Source organism: Streptomyces sp. NPDC088252 (genome assembly GCF_044740965.1).
Classification (GTDB): domain Bacteria; phylum Actinomycetota; class Actinomycetes; order Streptomycetales; family Streptomycetaceae; genus Streptomyces.
This window is the reverse complement of record NZ_JBIURS010000002.1, coordinates 61,569-77,019: the sequence shown is the minus strand read 5'-3', so window position 1 is coordinate 77,019 and position 15,451 is coordinate 61,569. Positions and strand designations below refer to the sequence as shown.

12 protein-coding genes and 1 pseudogene are annotated in these 15,451 nt (G+C 70.6%); 7 read left to right on the top strand and 6 right to left on the bottom strand.

Annotated features, from left to right (window positions below):
- Nucleotides 1-5: 5 nt before the first annotated feature.
- The 3 genes from ACIOHC_RS04110 to ACIOHC_RS04100 form a co-directional block, all read right to left on the bottom strand.
- On the bottom strand, nt 6-1,430 hold the full coding sequence (locus tag ACIOHC_RS04110) for a glutamate decarboxylase (protein WP_365691788.1): 1,425 nt from the start codon (nt 1,428-1,430) through the stop codon (nt 6-8).
- A 71-nt stretch (nt 1,431-1,501) separates the two neighbouring features.
- Complete coding sequence (wrbA, locus tag ACIOHC_RS04105; RefSeq protein ID WP_351077516.1) at nt 1,502-2,125, bottom strand: NAD(P)H:quinone oxidoreductase; 624 nt, start codon at nt 2,123-2,125, stop codon at nt 1,502-1,504.
- Between the two features lie 170 nt (nt 2,126-2,295).
- Nucleotides 2,296-3,615: an ion channel protein gene (locus ACIOHC_RS04100; protein ID WP_365691784.1), complete on the bottom strand. Its 1,320-nt coding sequence runs from the start codon at nt 3,613-3,615 to the stop codon at nt 2,296-2,298.
- 137 nt (nt 3,616-3,752) lie between these two features.
- Here ACIOHC_RS04100 and ACIOHC_RS04095 point away from each other — a divergent pair.
- A pseudogene (locus ACIOHC_RS04095) lies at nt 3,753-4,510 on the top strand (MerR family transcriptional regulator).
- Nucleotides 4,511-4,571: 61 nt separating this feature from the next.
- On the opposite strand, the gene ACIOHC_RS04090 reads toward ACIOHC_RS04095, so the two are convergent.
- Nucleotides 4,572-4,937: a YbjQ family protein gene (locus ACIOHC_RS04090; RefSeq protein WP_351077507.1), complete on the bottom strand. Its 366-nt coding sequence runs from the start codon at nt 4,935-4,937 to the stop codon at nt 4,572-4,574.
- 146 nt (nt 4,938-5,083) lie between these two features.
- Between ACIOHC_RS04090 and ACIOHC_RS04085 the strand changes: the two genes are divergently transcribed.
- Nucleotides 5,084-5,788 (top strand): DedA family protein, encoded by a 705-nt coding sequence (locus ACIOHC_RS04085; protein WP_401841282.1) that lies wholly within the window; start codon nt 5,084-5,086, stop codon nt 5,786-5,788.
- A gap of 26 nt (nt 5,789-5,814) precedes the next feature.
- On the opposite strand, the gene ACIOHC_RS04080 is transcribed toward ACIOHC_RS04085, so the two are convergent.
- Together ACIOHC_RS04080 and ACIOHC_RS04075 are read right to left on the bottom strand one after the other, a co-directional pair.
- The gene (locus tag ACIOHC_RS04080) at nt 5,815-7,524 is read right to left on the bottom strand and encodes a threonine/serine exporter family protein (protein ID WP_351077502.1); all 1,710 of its coding nucleotides are present in this window, start codon (nt 7,522-7,524) and stop codon (nt 5,815-5,817) included.
- A gap of 274 nt (nt 7,525-7,798) precedes the next feature.
- A complete protein-coding gene (locus ACIOHC_RS04075; RefSeq protein ID WP_003968257.1) occupies nt 7,799-8,293 on the bottom strand; it encodes an inorganic diphosphatase in 495 nt (164 codons plus the stop codon).
- A gap of 56 nt (nt 8,294-8,349) precedes the next feature.
- Here ACIOHC_RS04075 and dacB point away from each other — a divergent pair, with 56 nt between their 5' ends.
- From dacB to ftsH, 5 genes are all read left to right on the top strand, one after another.
- Entirely contained in the window at nt 8,350-9,882 is a 1,533-nt protein-coding gene (dacB, locus tag ACIOHC_RS04070) for a D-alanyl-D-alanine carboxypeptidase/D-alanyl-D-alanine-endopeptidase (protein WP_401841737.1), read from the top strand.
- Nucleotides 9,883-10,147: 265 nt separating this feature from the next.
- Nucleotides 10,148-11,281, top strand: coding sequence for a zinc-dependent metalloprotease (locus ACIOHC_RS04065; RefSeq protein ID WP_351077500.1), 1,134 nt, complete (start codon nt 10,148-10,150; stop codon nt 11,279-11,281).
- Between the two features lie 200 nt (nt 11,282-11,481).
- Complete coding sequence (gene tilS, locus ACIOHC_RS04060; RefSeq protein WP_351077497.1) at nt 11,482-12,546, top strand: tRNA lysidine(34) synthetase TilS; 1,065 nt, start codon at nt 11,482-11,484, stop codon at nt 12,544-12,546.
- A gap of 98 nt (nt 12,547-12,644) precedes the next feature.
- A complete protein-coding gene (hpt, locus tag ACIOHC_RS04055) occupies nt 12,645-13,184 on the top strand; it encodes a hypoxanthine phosphoribosyltransferase (protein WP_072487175.1) in 540 nt (179 codons plus the stop codon).
- 211 nt (nt 13,185-13,395) lie between these two features.
- Complete coding sequence (gene ftsH, locus ACIOHC_RS04050; protein ID WP_351077494.1) at nt 13,396-15,426, top strand: ATP-dependent zinc metalloprotease FtsH; 2,031 nt, start codon at nt 13,396-13,398, stop codon at nt 15,424-15,426.
- Nucleotides 15,427-15,451: the final 25 nt, after the last annotated feature.

The window sequence follows — 15,451 nt, the reverse complement described above, 5'->3', positions numbered from 1 at the left end:
GGCGCTCAGTGGTGGAAGGACGTCGCCGCCTGCTTGTCCTGGCTCAACGGGTGCGGCTGGCGGCGCAGGTCGGGCAGGACCAGCCGGAGGTCCTCCAGCAGCAGCTCGGCGAGGTCCGACGAGAAGCCGTTGCGGCACACCACCCGCAGCACCGACAGGTCCTGCCGGTTGGCGGGGAAGGTGTACGCGGGCACCAGCCAGCCCTGCTCCCGCAGCCGGCGGGACACGTCGAAGACGTCGTACGCCTCCACGTCCGGCGCGGTCGTCAGCGCGAAGACGGGCAACTGGTCGCCCTGGGTGAGGAGCTGGAAGTCGCCGAGCTTCTCGATCTGCTGCGCCAGCGCGGTCGCGACGTCCCGGGAGGCCTGCTGAACGGCCCGGTAGCCGTCCCGGCCCAGCCGCAGGAAGGTGTAGTACTGCGCCACCACCTGTGCGCCGGGCCGGGAGAAGTTCAGCGCGAAGGTCGGCATGTCGCCGCCCAGGTAGTTGACCCGGAAGACCAGTTCCTCGGGCAGCTCGGCGGGCGAGCGCCACAGCGCCCAGCCGACCCCGGGGTAGACCAGGCCGTACTTGTGCCCGGAAGTGTTGATCGAGGAGACCCGGGGCAGCCGGAAGTCCCACACCAGGTCCTCGTCCAGGAACGGCGCCACCATCGCACCGGACGCCCCGTCCACATGGACGGGGATGTCCAGGCCGGTGCGCTCCTGAAGGGCGTCCAGGGCCGCGCAGAGCTCCGCGATCGGCTCGTAGGAACCGTCGAACGTGGAGCCCATGATGCCGACGACGCCGATGGTGTTCTCGTCGCAGAGATCGGCCGCGGCCTGCGGGTCGAGATGGAAGCGGTCGCCCTCCATCGGGACCAGCCGCGGCTCGACCTCCCAGAAGTTGCAGAACTTGTCCCAGCAGACCTGCACATTGATGCCCATGACCAGGTTCGGCCGGGCGGTCGCCGGGTAGCGGTCGGCGTTCCTGGCCGCCCAGCGGCGTTTCAGCGCCATTCCGGCGAGCATGCAGGCCTCGCTGGAGCCGGTCGTCGAACAGCCCACGACGGTCGAGGGGTCGGGGGCGTTCCACAGATCGGCGAGCATCGCCACACACCGTCGTTCCAGCTCGGCGGTGCGGGGGTACTCGTCCTTGTCGATCATGTTCTTGTCGCGGCACTCGCCCATCAGCACCCCGGCCTGGGGCTCCATCCAGGTGGTGACGAAGGTGGCCAGGTTGAGACGTGCGTTGCCGTCGAGCATCAGCTCGTCGTGGACCAGGCCGTAGGCGGTCGAGGGTGGCATCGGCCCGTCGGGAAGCCGGTGCCGGGGCGGCGCCGACTCCATTCCGGCGATCGGGTCGGCCTCTCCGTAGAACGGGTTGAGGGCGAGCCTGCGGCGCTTCTCGGACGGTTCCGTACCGTGGGGCGAACCCTTGTGGAGGGGCATCGGCGAACAGCCTTTCTCGGCTCCCGGCGGTCCTTCGCGAACCGCCACGGTCCTGTGGACGTGCGGTGCGTTCAGCTTTCGGCGGCGAGGCCGGCCTTGATGGCCCGGGTGAACCTCACGACCCGTTCGGCCTGGACCCGGGCGGCGGTCAGTGTCTGTTCACCGACCGGGATGTCGCCCTGGCCGGCCACGTGCGAAGTGCCGTACGGGTTCCCGTCGACGAACTTCGACGGGTCCGTGTAGCCGGGGGCGACCAGGATGCCGCCGAAGTGGTGGACCGTGTTGTAGAGCGCGAGCAGCGTGGACTCCTGGCCACCGTGCGCGGTGCTGGTGGAGGTGAAGCCGCTGTAGACCTTGTCGGCGAGACGGCCCGCCTGCCAGAGGCCGCCGAGGGTGTCGATGAACTGCTTGAGCTGGGAGGCGACGTTGCCGAACCGGGTCGGCGTACCGAAGATCACGGCATCTGCCCAGATCACGTCATCCTTCGATGCCTCGGCGATGTCCGCGGTCGCCTTCGCGTTGGCGGCCCAGGCCGGTTTGGCGTCGATGGCCGCCTGAGGGGCCAGCTCGGCGGCCTTGCGCAGCCGTACCTCCGCACCGGCCTTCTCGGAGTCCTGCGCGATGGCTCTGGCCATCGCGGCGACGGTGCCGGTGGAGGAGTAGTAGATGACGGCTACGTTGACGGGCGTGGGCATCGCGGCGACTTCCGGCAGGGCCTGACGGGGCGTATAGGGGCATATTCGTACGGAGGAGACGATACGGATACCGGTGGTATCCGGCGCGTCGAGCGCGGGCCGGGCCGGAGGGGCGCCGTACGCTCCGCCGTTCCGGGGCGAGTGGCTCGGTGGGTGCCGCCGTGCCGGGCTCACCTCAGCGGCGTACCGTCCTCGTGCAGTTGCATCTGCGGTCGCCCGGTCACCAGCAGCCAGACCGGCAGCGAGGCGATGCACAGGATCGGGAGCACGGCCGCGCCGCCGACCAGCACCGCCGCGGTGAACAGGCTCAGCCAGCCCTGCCGGGTGATGGCCAGCAGTACGCCCAGCACCGCACACGTCACCGCGAGCGCCACCGGCACCGAGGGGAACAGGGCGTGGGCACAGAGCCCCAGTGCCACCCCCACGAAGACGGCGGGGAAGATCCGCCCGCCCCGGAAGCCGCAGGTCGCTGCGATCAGCAATGCGGCCGTCTTCACCACGGCCATGACCGCGAACTGCCCCGCCGACCAGCCGCTCGGGTCGGCGGCGAGCACCCGCACCTCGTCGAGCCCCTTGAACAGGGTGAGATGGCCGCCCAGTGCCCCGAGCAGGCCGAGCAGCAGCCCGCCGAGGGCCAGCGCCGGGACCGGGTGCTTCAGCGCCCGGAAGAACCGGTGCGCGTACGGGAAGGCGTACACCGCAGTCAGGCCCAGCACCGCACCCGCCAGGGCGATGACGACCGAGGAGAGCAGATCGCCCCAGTGCGGGTGGGTGTACGGCGGCAGCGACAGGTCGAAGCTGGGGTGGGCCAGCAGCGTCATGGTGAGCGCGCCGGCGGTGCCCGCCGCGAGCGGGCCGAACAGCCGGTCCCAGAGCGCACCCGGCCCGGGGTGCGAGGCGAGCGTCTCGGAGAGGATCAGCGCGGCGGCGACCGGGGTGCCGAAGAGCGCGCCGATGGTGCCGGCCGCCGCCAGCGAGATCCACAGCTCCGCCGTCGTGCCGGGAGCGAACCGGCGGCCGAGCCAGCAGGTCAGCGCGATATTGGCGGCCGTGATCGGATTCTCCGGGCCGAGGCTGATCCCGCCCGCGAGCGTGAGGACGGTCACGAGCAGCAGCCCCGGAACCACGCCCGGCGCGAGAGGCGGATCCACCAGCCCGGTGGTCGCCGGATCGGGGCCGGCGTGACCGCGCACCATCCGGACGAGCAGCCCGACCACCAGCCCGCAGGCGGTGAGCACCACGATCGTCCAGAGCGAGGAGTGGCGGCCGATGGAGAGCGCGTCGGGGACCGTCCCCCAGAGCACGTCCTGAAGCTTCTCCGCGAGCAGGCTGATCCCGAGCAGGACGAGGGCCGAGGCGACGCCGACGGCGAGCGCGGGCACGATGACGGGCAGCAGTCGGTGTACCGGGGTGGTCCCGGCGCGAGCGGTCGCGGCGGACGACGGTCCGGCGGGAGGGATTTCGGCGGGCGGGGGAGGATCTGCGGCCATCGGCTCACCATAACGACGCAAAAGCCATATAACCCCTCCGATGGCGCTGGAGGTGGTGGTGTTCCGGGCTTGCACCTCACGTCACGTCAGGACCCAGGCTCGGTACGTACCGGAAACGGAGAAGGGAGCGGGGAGTCGTGGACCACTCCGTGGGACAGGTCGCCGGATTCGCCGGGGTCACGGTGCGCACCCTGCACCCCTACGACGGCATCGGGCTGCTCTCGCCCGGCGGGCGCAGCCACACGGGGCACCGCCGCTACGACGACGCCGACCTCGACCGGCTGCAGCAGATCCTGTTCCACCGGGAGCTCGGCTTCCCGCTCGACGAGATCGCGGTACTGCTCGACGACCCGGCCGCGGACCCGCAGGAGCATCTGCGCCGCCAGTACCGGCTGCTGACCGGCCGGATCGCCGAGCTCCGGAAGATGGCGGCCGCCGTTGAGACAGCCATGGAGGCACGGAAGATGGGCATCGACTCACGCCCGAGGAGAAGTTCGAGGTCTTCGGGGGCAAGGACCCCGAGGAGCACGCGGAGGAGGCCGAACGCCGCTGGGGCGGCACCGCCGCCTACGCCGAGTCGCAGCGCCGGGCCGCCCGCTGCACCAAGGAGGACCGGAAGCGGATGCAGGCGGAGGTCGCCGACCGGAGCGCCGCCTACGACGCGCTGATGGAGGCCGGTGAACCGGCCACCGGCGAACGGGCGATGGACCTGGCCGAGGTCCACCGGCTCCACATCACCAGGTGGTTCTACGACTGCACGCCCGAGATCCACCGGGGGCTCGGCGAGATGTACGTGTCCGACCCGCGGTTTCGCGCGTACTACGAGTCGATGCGGCCGGGCCCGGCCGAACACCTGCGGGACGCGATCGACGCCAACGCGGAGCGCCTCTCGTAACCCGCGCACGCGCGGCCGGCACGGGGGTGGGGGCGCCCCCCGCCCCCGTGCCGGCCGCCGCTCAGATCTTGCTGATCACGGCCGCCGTGCCGTACGCGCAGACCTCGGTGCCCACGTCGGCCGCCTCGGTCACGTCGAAGCGCATCATCAGGACCGCGTTGGCGCCCCTTGCCCTGGCCTGTTCGACCAGCCGCTCCATCGCCTGGTTCCGGGTCTGGACGAGCGTCTTGGTCAGCCCCTTCAGCTCGCCGCCGATCATGGACTTCAGCCCGGCGCCGATCTGGCTGCCGAGGTGGCGGGAGCGCACGGTCAGACCGAACACCTCACCGATCACGCGGGTCACCTGGTAGCCCGGTACGTCGTTCGTGGTGACGACCAGGACATCCGACTGGTCCGCCTGCCCGCCGCCGAAATCCTCGATATTCATCGTGTGGTACCTCCTGGAGAGAGCTTTGTCCCGGTTGGCCCGGTGCGTATTTTCGCGGGGGCCACTGGAACCCGTGGACGTCATTCTCCGTTGATAGCTTTGGGCGGCCACGCAGCCGCCATCGAACGATCCAGGAGCCCGGACCCTTGAATACGCTTGCGCTCGGACCGAGCTGGCTGGACCCGGACTATCTCATCAACACCTTCGGACTTCCCGGCGTCCTCCTCATCGTGTTCGCCGAGTCCGGACTGCTGATCGGCTTCTTCCTGCCCGGTGACTCCCTGCTGTTCACCACGGGGTTGCTGGTGACCACGGGCCAGCTGAAGTCTCCGCTCTGGCTGGTCTGCGTCCTGGTGGCGCTGGCGGCGATCATCGGCGACCAGGCGGGCTATCTCTTCGGCCGCAAGGTCGGCCCGTCGCTCTTCAAGCGCCCGGACTCCCGCCTCTTCAAGCAGGAGAACGTCGAGAAGGCGCACGAGTTCTTCGAGAAGTACGGGCCCAAGTCGCTGATCCTGGCCCGCTTCGTGCCCATCGTGCGTACGTTCACGCCGATCATCGCCGGTGTGAGCCGGATGAACTACCGCTCGTTCATCACGTTCAACATCATCGGCGGGGTGCTCTGGGGCGTCGGGGTCACGCTGCTCGGCGCCGCACTCGGCAAGATCGAGTTCGTGCACCAGAACATCGAGGCGATGCTCATCCTGATCGTGCTCATCTCGGTGGTGCCGATCGCGATCGAGTTCCTGCGGGCCCGCTCCAAGTCGAAGAAGGAGGCGGCGGCGGTCGGCGAGGGCCAGGGCCAGGGCCAGGGCCCGGTCGCCGGGCAGCGCGGCCGCCACGCCAGGCGCTGACCCGGAGCCGATCACCCGACAGGCTCTCAGAAGCCGCGCGTCCGCTTGGCCGCGCGGCGGTTCGCCCCGCCGACCGCCCCCGGTACCCGCATGAACAGCCGGGAGATCTCGCTTCCCAGGTTGACCCCGATCGCGATGGCCAGCGCCGTCGCGACCGCGGTCGACAGGGAGGCGAGCCCGGCGTTCACATTGCCCTGTGCCATGCCCAGCAGACCGAAGTACGTGGCCGAGCCGGGCAGCAGCGGACCGATCGCCGCCGTGATGAACGGCAGTGACGAGGTGTACCGGTAGCGCGCGAACAGCTGCCCGAACAGGCCCACCAGGCCGGCCGCCGTCGCCGTCGCCAGCACCGGTGAGATGTGGCCGGTCCTGGCCATCGCGCCGTAGATCACCCACGCCACGGCGCCGTTGAGGGTCACCGCCAGCACCGTGGACCGGTCCTGCTGGAGCAGGATCGCGAACGCGAGACAGAGCGCCATCGACGCCAGGATCTGCACCACGGGCCGGTCCGGGGCGAAGAACCGGGTCCCGGGATTCAGCTGGGCGCCCAGCTGAACGCCCAGATACAGCACGAGCAGCACACCGACGACGATGCCGATGAACAGGTACATGACTTCGAGCAGGCGCGCGGCGGCGGTGATGTAGAAGCCGGTCAGCCCGTCCTGCACGCCCGCCACCAGGGCCCGCCCCGGCAGCAGTGCGAACAGCCCACCGGTGATGACCGCGGACGGCCGCACGTCCGACCAGTGGGTCAGCGTCAGCGCCACACCCAAGGCGGCGGGAGGCATCGCCGCCACCACGAACTGGTAGAACTCCGGCAGCCCCCGCCCGGCACAGAGCCAGGCGAGCCGGTCGCCGAGCATCGCGCCGATCGCGGCCACCACGAACACCAGCGCACCACCGCCGACCAGCACCGATGCCGCACCGGCGAGTCCGCCGCCGGCCAGCGTCAGCACCCAGCCGGAATACGGATGCCGGTTGCGCCGGATCTCCGCCAGGCGCCGGTAGGCGTCCTCCAGCGAGACCTCGACATCCTCGGTGGTGATGTCGTCGATGAGCCGGAAGACGGCGGCCAGCCGGGTGTAGTCGGTGCCACGGCGGCGTACGGTACGGCTCGCCGTCACCGGGTCGTCGACCAGCGAGGGCTGGTGCGAGATCGACAACAGGGTGAAGGTGACGGTGGGCTCGCTGCGGTCCAGACCGTAGCTGCGGGTCACCGCGAACATCGCCGCCTCGACGTCCTCGGCACCCTCGCCGCCGGCGAGCAGCAATTCGCCGATGCGCAGCGTCAGGTCGAGCACGCGCGGCACCGCGGGGCCCGCCTCGTCGGGCCTCTGCACCGGTTCGGGCGCCGGGCGCTCGGCGACCGGCATCCGCAGCATCGTGCGCATCCGGTCCTGCCAAGGGGCCTCCTTGGTCAGCCGGATCATCGGGCTGCCGTGCGCCGGAGTGAAGGCGGGCGGTGAGTGCTGGGCGCTGTAGGTGCGCGGCGGGGCGAAGGCGGAGCCGATCGTGTCCGAGCCCGATGTCTGACCGGAACCGGAACCCGAAGCGGAGCCCGTTCCCGCCCCCTGGGGTTCGGTCGTCAGACCGGCCGGAATGGCAAACTCCGATGTCGGCTGGTCGTCCTCGGACGCGGACGTCCGTCGTCCCACCCCGGTCGGCGGGACGAAGGCGCTGCGCGCCTCGTCGGACTGGGGCTTCTGGTCCTCCGGACCGCCCGGTTCCGCCACCACTCGGCCTCGCTCCTCATCGGCTGCGCGTTGTCGATTGCGCTTGTGCCCAGTATGGCCACGGACAAGTACGCGAAGGCGAGGCGGGCGGAATCACGGGGCGCGCGGACCCGCGGGGCGGCCCCTCACGAGGTCCGGACGGGCGGGCGCGCGGAACGGGCGCGGCACACGGAAAACGGGCGGCACCCCATCGAGAGGAGTGCCACCCGGTTCCAGCACGGAACCGTAAACGGAACCGTGCGACGTACCTCGGCCGGATCCGGCCGTGACCCTCGGGTCAGTGTGCGCCGCCCTGCGCCTCAAGGCGCTTGTAGGAGGCCTCGATCTCGGCCTCGGCCTCGGCGCGGCCGACCCAGTCCGCGCCCTCGACGGACTTGCCGGGCTCCAGGTCCTTGTAGACCTCGAAGAAGTGCTGGATCTCCAGGCGGTCGAACTCCGACACGTGGTGGATGTCGCGCAGGTGCTCCACCCGGGGGTCGGAGGCCGGCACGCACAGCAGCTTGTCGTCGCCGCCGGCCTCGTCCGTCATCCGGAACATGCCGATGGCGCGGCACTTGATGAGGCAGCCGGGGAAGGTCGGCTCGTCCAGGATGACCAGCGCGTCCAGCGGGTCGCCGTCCTCGCCGAGGGTGTTCTCGACGAAGCCGTAGTCCGCCGGGTAGCTGGTCGAGGTGAAGAGTCGACGGTCCAGGCGGATCCGACCGGTCTCGTGGTCCACCTCGTACTTGTTCCGCGAACCCTTCGGGATCTCGATGGTGACGTCGAACTCCACGGGTGGCTCCTCCATGATCAACACATACGACTGGTGATTAAGTGTCCCCCACGCAGATGTGTGCTCGCGAAAGGGGCTGGTCAACGGTGGACGAGCCGGTGAAGAGACCGTCGGTCGACCCGCTGGACAAACTGAGCAGGCTCACCCGGCGGAGTGGCGTGATCAGGTTGAGGGGGCTGAGCGATCGGCAGTTCATGGCCGTCTCCGCGGGCCTCGGCCTGGCGCTCGCGGCCGGCGTCGTCCTTGCCGCCGGCCCCTGGGACTCGGGTCAGCGTAAGGCCGAGCAGGACTGGGCCGCCGCCCGGATCCGTACAGGTGGCGCAGATCACGGATCCGGCACACCGTCCGGACCGGAACCCGCGCCCAGCGCCCCGGCCGTCCTCCAGCCCCTCTCCGCCGCGACCGACAACTCCGCCCCGGACGCGCGCGACACCCCGAACGGCGCAGCGGCCGCCCTCCGCGCCACCCTCGGACCGCTGCTGAAGGCCCCCGCCCTCGGGACCGTGCGCAGCGCCGTCGTCATCAACACCGCCACCGGCGAGCGGCTGTACGGTCAGGGTGCCGACACACCCATGACGCCCGCCTCCACCATCAAGATCGCCACCTCGGCCGCCGCGCTGAGCGCGCTCGGCCCCGGTCACCGCATCGCCACGACGGTCCGGGCGTCCCCCGACTCCCGCGGTCTCACCCTGGTCGGTGGCGGCGACCCCACCCTCGACAAGGCCGCTCTGCGCGCCCTGGCCGCCGACACCGCCCGCGCCCTGAAGGGCCGCGGCGTGACGTCGGTCCGCCTCGCGTACGACACCTCCCGCTACTCCGGCCCCGCACGGCACCCGATCGGCCCCAACGAGAACATCGCCCCCGTCAGCGCCCTGACGACCGACGAGGGCAGGCTCGACAACAGCGACAGCGGACCCGCCCCCCGCAGCGACGACCCGGCCGGCGACACCGCCCGGACCTTCGGCGAACTGCTCCACGACGCCGGGATCGCGACCCGGTCCGACCCGGTGCGTGGCCGTCCGGCCGCCAAGTCCCGGACGGTCGCTACGCATCTGTCGGTCCCGCTCTCCGCCCTGGTCGAACGGGCCCTGACCAACAGCGACAACGACATCGCCGAGGCACTCGCCCGGCAGACCGCCCTGGCCACGGGCGAACCGGCCGACTTCGACGGCGGCCGGCGGGCCGTCACCGCACGGCTCAAGAAGCTCCGCCTGCCGCTGACCGGCGCGAACCTCGCCGACGGCAGCGGGCTGAACCGCAAGGACAAGGTCACCGCCGGACTGCTGGCCGGACTCCTCGCCCGTGCCGCCGACCCGGACCACCCCGAACTGCGCCCGGTCCTCACCGGCCTCCCCGTGGCCGGCTTCACCGGCACCCTCAGCGGCCGGTACGACGAGAAGTCCGAGGGCACCGGCCTGATCCGGGCCAAGACCGGCACCCTCACCGGTGTGAACTCCCTCGCCGGGACGGTCGTCGACCGGCGGGGCCGACTGCTCGCCTTCGCCTTCCTGGCATCCGGTACGACCTCCCCGTCCGAGGCCCAGTCCTCCCTCGACGCCCTCGCCACCGGCCTCAGGTCCGTCCGGTGATCCCCGGCGGGCGCGCGAGGACGGCCGGGCCGCCGCGCCGTGTCACCGGAACGCCTCCGGCGCACGGGCACCTTGCGCCCCGCGTGGATCCCGTACCCGGGCGCTCCCCGGCCTCGTGCGCGCGAGCGCCCCTCCGCCGCGCGACGCACCGCCTCCGACGCCCCGCGCGGATCCGTCGGGGAGCACCGGACGACCCTCGCCGCCGGTACCCGGTGAGCCGGTCAACACCACACCGCGGACGGAGCCGAGCACGTACGGTTGACGCATGACGAGCATCGGTGGTGCCGAGATGGTCGACTGGAATCTCGCGGTCGCGACCGCGACCCGACTTGTGCGGCCGGGGCCCGAGATCAGCCGCGAGGAGGCCCGCGAGGTCGTCGCGGAACTGCGCCGGCATGCCAAGGCCGCGGAGGAGCATGTCCGTTCCTTCACCCGGATGATCCCCGAGGGGACCGAACCGGAGGACACCCCGGTCCTGATCGTGGACCGGGCGGGCTGGATCAAGGCCAATGTCGCGGGTTTCCGCGAACTGCTCCGCCCCCTGCTGGGAAAGATGCAGGACCGGCGTGGCAACGGGCCCGGCGGCGCCGTGCTCGGCGCGGTCGGCGGGAAGGTGACCGGTGTCGAGGTGGGGATGCTGCTGTCGTTCCTGGCCTCCCGGGTCCTCGGCCAGTACGAGACGTTCGCCCCCGCCACCCGTGACTTCCCGGCCTCGGCCGACGGCGGCGGCAGGCTGCTGCTCGTCGCCCCGAACATCGTCCACGTGGAGCGCGAGCTGGAGGCCGACCCGCACGACTTCCGGCTCTGGGTCGCCCTCCACGAGGAGACCCACCGCACCCAGTTCACCGGGGTGCCCTGGCTCCGCGACCATCTGCAGGGCGAGATCCAGTCATTCCTCGAAGAGACCGATGTCGACCCGGTGACCGTGCTGGAACGACTCCGCGAGGCCGCCCAGTCCCTGGCCGGGGGCCGCCCCGAGGGAGAGGACGGCGAGGACGGCGGCCGCAGCCTCGTCGAACTCGTCCAGACGCCCGCCCAGCGCGAGATCCTCGGCCGGCTCACCGCCGTGATGTCCCTGCTCGAAGGGCACGCCGACTATGTGATGGACGGCGTCGGCCCCGAGGTCGTCTCCTCCGTCGGCGAGATCCGGGAGAAGTTCCAGCAGCGCAGGGCGCGCGGTGCGAGCCGCCTCGACCAGGCGCTGCGCAAGCTCCTGGGCCTCGACGCCAAACTGCGCCAGTACCGGGACGGCGAACGATTCGTCCGCGCCGTGGTCGACGAGGTCGGGATGGACGGCTTCAACCGGGTCTGGACCTCGCCGAACACCCTCCCGACCAAGGCGGAGATCGCGAAGCCGACGGACTGGATCGCGAGGGTGCACCGTAAGGCAGAGTCCTGATCGCGACGGGCCCGACGGCGGACGACAGGACGAGAACGCGCCGGTAATCACCCATCCGAGGGACCGTAGGGGCATGGGAAGGCGTGCAATGCTCGATGGACGGCTTGCCTCTGTCACCATCGACGCACTCTGAGTGACGGCACTCTCCCGTCCCGGCACTCCGAGGAACCTCCCCCCGAACTTCACGAAGGGCACCGGACATGGGTCCCCATCCTGCGGTCGCGGCGATACGCCTGGCGGTCCGCCGCGTACTCCACGACGTACTCACCGAACACACCCGGCGCACCCCGCACCCCGAGCTCGCCGAAGCCGGTGCGGGCAGGCGGCGCGCCCCGCTCCCCGACCGCCCGGACACCCCACTCGTGCTGGTGGCATGCTCCGGCGGCGCCGATTCCATGGCACTCGCCTCCGCCCTCGCCTTCGAGGCCCGCAAACTCGACGTCCGGGCCGGCGGCATCACCGTCGACCACGGTCTCCAGGACGGATCCGACACCCGGGCCGCCGAGGTCGTCGACCGCCTCGCCGCCATGCATCTCGACCCGGTCGAGTCCGTCGCCGTGCAGGTCGGCCACGAGGGCGGCCCCGAGGCCGCCGCCCGCGACGCCCGCTACGCCGCGCTGGACGCGGCGGCCGAACGGCACGGCGCCGCCGCCGTCCTGCTCGGCCACACCCGTGACGACCAGGCGGAGACGGTGCTGCTGGGTCTGGCCCGCGGCTCCGGCATCCGCTCGCTCTCCGGCATGGCCGCCGCGTCGGGACCGGCCGGCCGCTACCGTCGCCCCTTCCTCCAGCTCGACCGCCAGACCGCCCGCAAGGCCTGCCTCGTCCAGTCGCTGCCCGTCTGGGACGACCCGCACAACATCGACCCCGCCTACACCCGCTCCCGACTGCGCCACGAGGGTCTGCCCGCCCTGGAGAAGGCGCTGGGCAAGGGAGTCGTCGAGGCCCTCGCCCGTACGGCGCAGCTCTCCCGCGACGACGCCGACGCCCTGGACACCTGGGCCGCCGAGGCCGAGCGCACCGTGCGGGACGACGCGGGCCGGCTGGAGTGCGCCAAGCTGTACGCGCTGCCGCCCGCCGTGCGCCGCCGGGTGCTGCGCCGGGCCGCCATGGAGGCGGGCTCCCCGCCCGGTTCCCTCTTCGCCCGCCACATCGAGGAAGTCGACCGTCTGATCACCGGCTGGCGCGGCCAGCGGGCCATCAACCTGCCCGGCCGCGTCGAAGCCAGGCGGCAGGGTGGCAGACTGGTGATTCGGCAGAGCTGAAGCACGAGCGGCTGACACGCAGGCGAGCGGCCGCGCAGGGCCGGGGCACCGCCCCGGACCGGCAGGCAAAGAAAGAGACGCGGGTGAACGAGAAGGACATGGGCACCGACCTTCAGTCGGTGCTCCTCACCAAGGAAGAGATCGACGCGAAGCTCGTCGAGCTGGCCGCGAAGATCGACGCGGAGTACGCGGGCAAGGACCTGCTCATCGTCGGCGTCCTCAAGGGCGCAGTGATGGTGATGGCGGACCTGGCGCGTGCGCTGTCCACCCCCGTCACCATGGACTGGATGGCCGTCTCGTCGTACGGTGCGGGCACCCAGTCCTCCGGAGTCGTCCGGATCCTCAAGGACCTGGACACCGACATCAAGGGCAAGCACGTCCTGATCGTCGAGGACATCATCGACTCGGGCCTGACCCTGTCCTGGCTGATGTCGAACCTCGGTTCGCGCGAGCCCGCGTCCCTGGAGATCTGCACCCTGCTGCGCAAGCCGGACGCGGCCAAGGTCGCGCTCGACTGCAAGTGGGTCGGTTTCGACATCCCCAACGAGTTCGTCGTCGGATACGGGCTGGACTACGCGGAGAAGTACCGCAACCTCCCCTTCGTCGGCACGCTCGCCCCGCACGTCTACGGCGGCTGAACGCCTCCCGGTCACAGGGGCCGGCTCGACCCGGACGGGGCGCCGGGAACCTTTCACCGGATTCCCGCCGTTGAGCATTCGAAGGCAGGTTTTGACAGACGTCCCCGGCGGTCGCGGGTGACAATGCTGGGGTACCGTCCGAAGAACAGTCTTTTCTCACAGCAGCATTTACCTACGGGCAGGAGGGACGGGGCGTCATCGCCCCGTATGGATGGACGTGAAGCGATACTTCCGTGGGCCGGTCATGTGGATCGTGCTGGCCGTCCTCGCCGTGGTCGTGTTGATGCAGGTCGTCGGCTCGTCAGGCGGCTACAAATCGGTGGACACCGGCAAGGTGATCCAGGCGATCAGCAAGGACCAGGTGGCGCAGGCCAAGCTGACCACCGGTGACGAACAGATCATCAAGATCGAGTTGAAGAAGGACCAGAAGCTCTCGGGCGAGTCCGGCAGCAAGTTCCAGGCGAGCTACATCGGCGACCAAGGTGTCCAGCTGGCCGACACGCTGCAGCAGAAGTTCGAGAGCGGCAAGATCGACAAGGGCTACACCGTCTCGCCGTCGAAGCAGTCCCCGTTCATCTCGATCCTCCTCTCGCTGCTGCCCTTCGTCCTGATCGTGGTCGTCTTCCTGTTCCTGATGAATCAGATGCAGGGCGGCGGCTCCCGGGTCATGCAGTTCGGGAAGTCCAAGGCCAAGCTGATCACCAAGGACACCCCGAAGACGACGTTCGCCGATGTGGCGGGGTCGGACGAGGCCGTCGAGGAACTCCAGGAGATCAAGGAGTTCCTCCAGGAGCCGGCGAAGTTCCAGGCCGTCGGCGCCAAGATCCCCAAGGGTGTCCTGCTGTACGGGCCTCCCGGTACGGGCAAGACGCTGCTCGCACGCGCCGTCGCGGGCGAGGCGGGCGTCCCGTTCTACTCGATCTCCGGTTCCGACTTCGTCGAGATGTTCGTCGGTGTCGGTGCCAGCCGGGTCCGTGACCTCTTCGAGCAGGCCAAGGCGAACGCCCCGGCGATCGTCTTCGTCGACGAGATCGACGCCGTCGGCCGGCACCGCGGTGCCGGAATGGGCGGTGGCCACGACGAGCGCGAGCAGACGCTGAACCAGCTGCTCGTGGAGATGGACGGCTTCGACGTGAAGGGCGGCGTCATCCTGATCGCCGCCACGAACCGGCCTGACATCCTCGACCCGGCGCTGCTGCGTCCGGGCCGCTTCGACCGGCAGATCGCGGTCGACCGGCCGGACATGCAGGGCCGTCTCGAAATCCTCAAGGTGCACCAGAAGGGCAAGCCGGTCGCGAAGGACGTCGACCTCGGCGCCGTCGCCCGTCGTACGCCCGGCTTCACCGGTGCCGACCTGTCGAACGTGCTGAACGAAGCGGCGCTCCTCACGGCGCGCGGCAATCAGAAGCTGATCGACAACAAGATGCTCGACGAGGCCATCGACCGCGTCGTGGCGGGCCCGCAGAAGCGGACCCGGATCATGTCCGAGAAGGAGAAGAAGATCACCGCGTACCACGAGGGCGGACACGCCCTGGTCGCGGCGGCTTCCCCCCAGGCGGACCCGGTCCACAAGATCACGATCCTCTCCCGCGGCCGCGCCCTCGGTTACACGATGGTGCTCCCGGAGGAGGACAAGTACTCCACGACGCGCAACGAGATGCTCGACCAGCTGGCCTACATGCTGGGCGGGCGCGCGGCCGAGGAGCTGGTCTTCCACGACCCGACCACCGGTGCCGCGAACGACATCGAGAAGGCCACGGCAACGGCCCGAGCGATGGTCACGCAGTACGGCATGACGGAGCGGCTCGGCGCGATCAAGTTCGGCGGCGACAACACCGAGCCCTTCGTGGGCCGGGAGATGGGCCACCAGCGCGACTACTCGGAAGAGGTCGCGGCCCTCGTCGACGAAGAGGTCAAGAAGCTCATCGAGACCGCGCACAACGACGCGTGGGAGATCCTCGTCGAGAACCGCGACGTGCTGGACGCCCTCGTTCTCCAGCTCCTGGAGAAGGAGACGCTCGGCAAGGAGGAGATCGCCGAGATCTTCGCCCCGATCGTGAAGCGCCCGGCCCGTCCGGCCTGGACCGGTTCAGCCCGACGCACCCCGTCGACGCGGCCGCCGGTGCTCTCGCCGAAGGAGCTCGCCCTCACCAACGGCGCCACCACGGCGAACGGCTCGGTCGTCCCCACGGACACCGTCCCGGCCACCGAGGTGATCCCGGAGGAGCGCCCGGAAAGCTGATCCGCAACCCGGGTGTGGCCCCTGT